This window comes from Falsiroseomonas sp. (assembly GCF_030695085.1).
Classification (GTDB): domain Bacteria; phylum Pseudomonadota; class Alphaproteobacteria; order Acetobacterales; family Acetobacteraceae; genus Falsiroseomonas.
In genome coordinates this window covers 1-5,562 of the sequence record NZ_JAUYTS010000036.1, presented here as the reverse complement: position 1 = coordinate 5,562, position 5,562 = coordinate 1, and the positions used below count along the sequence as shown (strand labels likewise).

General features: G+C 75.5%; 4 protein-coding genes. All 4 read right to left on the bottom strand.

What is annotated here, in order from left to right; all coding sequences use genetic code 11:
• Positions 1 to 67 precede the first annotated feature (67 nt).
• The 4 genes from Q8S40_RS03720 to Q8S40_RS03705 are packed head-to-tail and all read right to left on the bottom strand — an operon-like array spanning position 68 to position 5,134.
• On the bottom strand, positions 68 to 1,804 hold the full coding sequence (locus Q8S40_RS03720) for a DUF4157 domain-containing protein (RefSeq protein WP_305669334.1): 1,737 nt from the start codon (positions 1,802 to 1,804) through the stop codon (positions 68 to 70).
• Positions 1,801 to 2,007, bottom strand: a complete 207-nt coding sequence (locus Q8S40_RS03715) for a hypothetical protein (protein ID WP_305669333.1) — start codon at positions 2,005 to 2,007, stop codon at positions 1,801 to 1,803. The genes Q8S40_RS03720 and Q8S40_RS03715 overlap by 4 nt, the downstream gene beginning before the upstream one ends.
• Before the next feature lie 23 nt (positions 2,008 to 2,030).
• The gene (locus Q8S40_RS03710; RefSeq protein WP_305669332.1) at positions 2,031 to 3,875 is read right to left on the bottom strand and encodes an ATP-binding protein; all 1,845 of its coding nucleotides are present in this window, start codon (positions 3,873 to 3,875) and stop codon (positions 2,031 to 2,033) included.
• Positions 3,872 to 5,134 carry a DUF4255 domain-containing protein gene (locus tag Q8S40_RS03705; protein WP_305669331.1) on the bottom strand — a complete coding sequence of 421 codons (1,263 nt, stop codon included), beginning with the start codon at positions 5,132 to 5,134 and terminating at the stop codon, positions 3,872 to 3,874. Before Q8S40_RS03705 ends, Q8S40_RS03710 begins: the two co-directional genes overlap by 4 nt.
• Positions 5,135 to 5,562 lie beyond the last annotated feature (428 nt).

The window sequence follows — 5,562 nt, the reverse complement described above, 5'->3', positions numbered from 1 at the left end:
CGGTCCGCGGGCCAGTCGGGCGCATCGCCGAGGAAGCGCGCCTCCAGCGGGAAAAGGCTTGGCGCGCTCATGGCGGCGGGATGTGGAGAACGGGCGGCACGCCGCCCCATTGCACTTGCATGAAGCGCGCCACCTCCGGGTTGTCGAAGGCGTAGGCGTAAGGGTAGCCGCAGCGCGCGGCGACGAAGGTGCAGCGCATGCGCTGCTCCTCCAGCCCGAGGATGATGTCGTGGAAGCGCGGCACGTCGGGGCTCCAGACGATGTTCGCCTCGGAGAAGTAGCGGTAGCCGGTCTTGACCTCCCAGAGCTGGCGGTGCGGGTCGAGGCCGTCGAAGGTGCAGGAGATGCCCTCCGGCGTGCTGACCTGGTGGTCGCTCCGGCTGCCCGTGACGTGCAGCGCGTAGGCGTTGTGCCGGTCGTGGCCGCCGAGCCGGGGCACGTCGCGCGCATTGCAGGGGCCCGGCTGCTCATCGGGCGGCGCCACCATCAGGTTGCGCGCGACCGCCTGTGCCAGCGGCCCGCGGGCGAGGCGCGGTGCCGCCGCCGTCCGGGCGGCGACCGTGGCGGAGAACACCTGCATCCGCTGTTCGGCGCGCGGGTCGAGGTGGCTCGGGATGCGGAACTGCCGCCGGATCCGGAGAACGCCGGTCCCGAAGGGTTGGGCGTAGCCGCGCGCCCGGTCGAGCAGCACCTGCTCCACCAGCAGGCTGCGCGCGAAGAGGCTGTCCGGGAGGTAGTCGGAGACGATGCGGCGCAGGTCGTCGTCGGTCTCGGCACGCGCCACCTCGTACTCGATCGCGTCGAGGATGTGGAACTGCATCTGGCGATAGGTGACGGTGGCGCCGGTGCCGATCATCGCCTGCTGCGCCAGGCCAGTGTCGGTGGTGAAGTCCGGCGCGCGGCCGCCGCGGCGCAGCGTGGCGTGCGGCACCTCGCCCTGCATCACGGCGCGGTCCATGGCGCTACGCTCCGAGGCGCGCCACATCATCGCCTCGAAGCTGTTGTCGTGCGGCGCCGGTTGTGCATGGCGCTGGTGGTAGGGGATCGCGGGATCGGTCATGCCGCGGGTAGGCTCGGGATCCCTGCCCGTGCGTGACGTGCTGCGCGGCGCCGCGCGCAGCGCCGGCGGCCGCGGCACCGGGCGCGGCATGGGGCCGCGCATCGCGATGACGGGCGCCGAGGGCGTCAGCGCCGGCGCGCCCGGCGCGCGGGGCGCATGGGGCGCGGTCTGCTGCAGCACATGCGCGATCTCATGCGCGAGGGTGAAGCTCGGCGCGTCGTCCTCGCCGGAGCCGAGCCAGATGTGGTCGCGATAGGTGAAGGCATGGGCGGCGATGCTGGCGTTCAGCGCCGCCGCCCGCTCGCCACGGTGCAGCCGCACGGCGGAAAGGTCGCGGCCGAGGCGCGGTTCGAAGAAGCTTCGCGTCGCCGCGGGCAGCGGCGCGCCGCCGCCGGTCAGTTCCGCCACCGGGGCGGCGAGCGTCGCGCCAGGCGCCTGCGCGGTGCAGGCGGCGCATTCGCGCTGCACGGCGGGTGGCGCGGCGGCGGCCGGGCCCGCTGCGTGCATCGCCATCAATTGGCCGGCGACGGCATCGGCCTCGCGCTCGAAGCGGTCGCCGGTTGGGCCGACGGCGAGGCGCGGCTGCACCCGGCTCTCCTCCTCGCAGGCGGCGCAGGCGCGCTGCGGGCGGGGCGGGACCGCGGAGAGCGAGACGAAGGGCGCCGGCGCGATGGCCTGCCGCGGCGCGGGTGGTGGCGCGGCGGGTGCGCGCGGGGCCTGGGCAGGTGCGGCCGCGGACTTCATGATTTCCTCCCGCGGATGGCGGCGACCACCGCGGCGGCGGCGGCGCTGGGCGTCGTGGCGGGTGTCGTTGCGGGCGGCGTGGCACGCAGCACCCCGGCCTCGGCGAGGGCGCCGCCGCGCGCGGCAAGCGCCTGCTGCAGCGCCGCGCGGAAGGCGCGCACCTCCGCGGCGCCGCCTGGCAGCACCAGGCGGTCCACGGTCACGCGGAGGGTTGGTGGGCGCGGGCTCATTGCGGCCATCCGCGCAATTCGGGATCGGTCATGGCGCGCCCGGCCTTCTCGTATTCCAGCCGCGCCGCCGCCAGCACCTCTGCCATTCCCACGGGCCGCGCGTGCTCGGCGGCGATGTAGGCGGCGTTCATCGCGATGTTGCGGATCGCCCCGCCCACGACGTTGAGCTGTGCAAGGCGGGCCATCTCCAGCCCCTCTGTCGGGCAGTCGCGCGGGAAGGCGCGAGCCCAGATCCCGGCGCGCTCCGCAGCGGCGGGGAACGGAAACTCCACGGCGAAGCGGAAGCGACGCAGGAAGGCCTCGTCCAGGTTGGCGCGCAGGTTGGTCGTCAGAATCGCCAGGCCCCGATAGGCCTCGAGCCGCTGCAGGAGGTAGCTGACCTCCATGTTGGCGTAGCGGTCGTGGCTGTCGCGCACCTCCGACCGCTTGCCGAACAGCGCATCCGCCTCGTCGAACAGGAGGATGACGGAGCCCTCCTCCGCCGCGTCGAAGATGCGCCGCAGGTTCTTCTCCGTCTCGCCGATCCACTTCGACACCAGCGCCGAAAGGTCCACGCGGTAGACGTCGAGGCCGAGCGCGCCGCCCAGCACTTCCGCCGCCATCGTCTTGCCGGCGCCGGAGGGGCCGGAGAACAGCGCGGCGAGGCCGAGGCCGCGCCCCCCGGGCGCCGCGCCGAAGCCCCAATCCTCCTGCACCCTGGCGCGGTGGCGCAGATGCGCGGCGATGGTGCGCAGCGCGCGCAGCTGGGCGGGCGGCAGCACGATGTCGTCCCAGCCCGCGCGGCCCTCGACGCGCGAAGCCAGATCGTCCAGGCGCGGGCGGGAATGGCGGCGGCAGGCCGCCCAGGCGAGCTCGTCCAGCGCCGCACCGGCGGGCGCGGTGGCCAGTTCCGCCGCCACCGCCTCCATCCGCTCCGGCGCCACCTGGAACTGCACCGCCAGGCGCGGCAGCGTGCCGTTCAGCCGCGCGGCGAAGGGCGCCAGCGCCGCGCCCCAGGCATGCAGCTGGTCGGCGGCGCGCGGGCGGGCCATGTCGAGGCGGAGGGCGCGGCGCGCGGGCAGTGCCACCGGCTCCGGCGCCGCAATCAGCAGCGCGCCGTTCATCGCTTCGGCGAAGGCGCTGAGCGTCCTCGGCTCGCCGCCCTCGGCCTCAAGCAGCAGGATGCCGCCGGTCAGCACCAGGTCGCGCCGCCAGGCGCGCGCCAGCGCCGCCATCTCCGCCGGCTGGGCGGGCACCGCGCCGCCCGGCATGGCGAAGAGTGGCCGGCCGAGCCGCGCCGCCGCCGCCGCCACCGCTGCCAGCTTGCCTGGCGCGTCGGGCCCGCAAAGCTGCGCCGCATGGCCGGAGGTGAGCGCGGCGAGGATGCCATCGGCCATCGCCGCACGCGCCGGCGACCCGGGGTGGCCCGGCGGGATGCGGCGGGCAAGCAGCGCCAGCTCCTCCGAAAGGCCCTCGGCGCCCAGCAGGGCGTGCAGCACGGACTCGGCCAGCGAAATGCCGCGGGCCGTCGCGCGGCCGGCGCCCGAGAGGCGGATCAACCCCGCCTCGCGCAGCGGCGCCTCCGGCAGGAAGGCCGACCAGCTCGCCCCCGGAAGGCGGGAGAGGGCGAGCGCCACGCTCGGCTCCGGGCTGCCCTGGATCGCGGCGACCGCGGCCGCGCCTTCCGGCTCCAGCTCGGCCCAGGCGGCGAGCGCCAGCACATCGCGGCCGAAGGCGTCGAGGCCGAAGCGCGACGCGATTTCGTCCGCGGTGCAGCGCGGCGCCGGCGGTGTATCATCCTCGCCGGCCAGCAGCGCGGCGAGGCGCGGGAAGGCGGCGGGGAGCGGTGCGGTCCGGCTCATGCCAGCGCTGCCAGCGGGCCGGTGATCTCGCCGAATTGCGGCGAGGCGGGATCGGCCTCCGTCTCCGGCGCGGAGGCGACGCCATCGACCATGGCGCGAACGAGGTAGGAGGCCGGCTTCAGGCCCTCATAGGGAAATTCGAGCGCGGCGGCGGGGAAGGCGGCGGGCGCCTCCGGCAATAGCGTGGCGGAGGCAGGGGCGGCTGCGGCGGCCTCGTCGAGCAGGAGCGAAACCTCCTGGCCCGCCGCCACAGCCGGGACGAACTGGACGCGCAGTCTGCCCTTCGCCATGCCGACCGGCGGGTTCGGGTTCAGCCCGGCGGCGAGCACCGCGACGCGCGGCCGCAGCACGAAGCCGCGCGCCTCTGAGGCGCGGGTGAGATGCGCCGGCGCGCCGGGCGGGGCAGGCAGCACCGCCTGCACCTGGTGGAACCCGGCCCTCAGCTCCGCCCCAAGCCGTGCGGCGGTGAGGGGCAGGCGGATCTCCTCCGCCGTGGCCTCGGCGGCGGCCGGCACAACCATGAGGCCGCCGAGGCGTAGCGCGAGCTCCGGCGCGGCCAGGCCGCGCCCGCGCAGCACGAGCGTGCCGCCCCAGAGGATCGGCGCATTGCGCTCCTCCGCCGCCACCTCCTCAATCCGCAACTGCGCGAATGGCGCGACGGAAAGCCGCGGCTTCGCCACCGGAAGCGGCGTTCGCGGCGGGTCACCGGTCTCGATGCTGACATGGCTGAGCACATAGCCGAGCGAGAGTGCGTAGGGCACCTGGAACAGCACCGACCAGAGGCGCGAGAGATCCTCGAGCGAGTGGCTCTCCGGCACGATGCGAATCCTCGCCAGCGCCTCCTCGAGGTCGGAATCGCCGAGCACGGCGTGGGAATCGGCGATCGCCTTGCGGATCGCGTCGCGATCGAGGATCGGCCGGTCCTCGAGCATGGCGGCGACGGCGCCGGCCATGCGCTCCGGCTCGAACTTGCCCGCCTCGCCGTAGAAGCTCAGCAGGTAGCGCAGGTCCAGCGCGACGCGGCTGCGGTTGGCGATGCCGCCATCGGCACGGCGGCCGGGCATGTGGGCGTTGCGGTTCTGCGCGTTGGGCTGCACCTGATAGAGGAAGAGGTTGACGAGCGGCTTGCCCTCCGCGCCGGTCTTCACATCCGGCGGGCCGTAGCGCAGCTCGGCCGCCTGCACGCCTTCCTGCGCGGCGCCATGCAGGATGCGCCCCAGCGCCGCGGTGACGGTGGCGATCGCGAGGTGGTTGCTCATCGCCTTTCCCGCAGCAGAAAGGCACCCAGCGTGGGGCCGGGCCGCGGCGCTCGCGGCGGGGCGGCGGGCGGGGCGACGACCTCGATGCGGCCAATGCGCAACTCCACGGTCGCCGGTGCAGCGTCCTGCGCGGGCTGCGGCGGGCGAGGCGCGGCCAGTCGCGGCGCGAGGCCCGGCCCGGCGCCGCGTGCGAGAGGCGGGGGAGGCGGCACGGGCAGGGGGGAGGCTGCCATCCGGGCCGCCTGCCGGGCCGTGGCAGCTGCCTCCGGCAGTATCCGGGAACCCGCCGGTGGCGGCGCTGACGGCTCCGCAGCGGCCCTGGCCGGCGCCGGCCCGGACGGAGGGCTGCCAGGCGCGGCCCCGGCCGGCGCAGGCGGCAGGGCAGGCTGCGTCGCGCGCGGCGCCTGCCCCTGTGGCGAGGGTGCAGT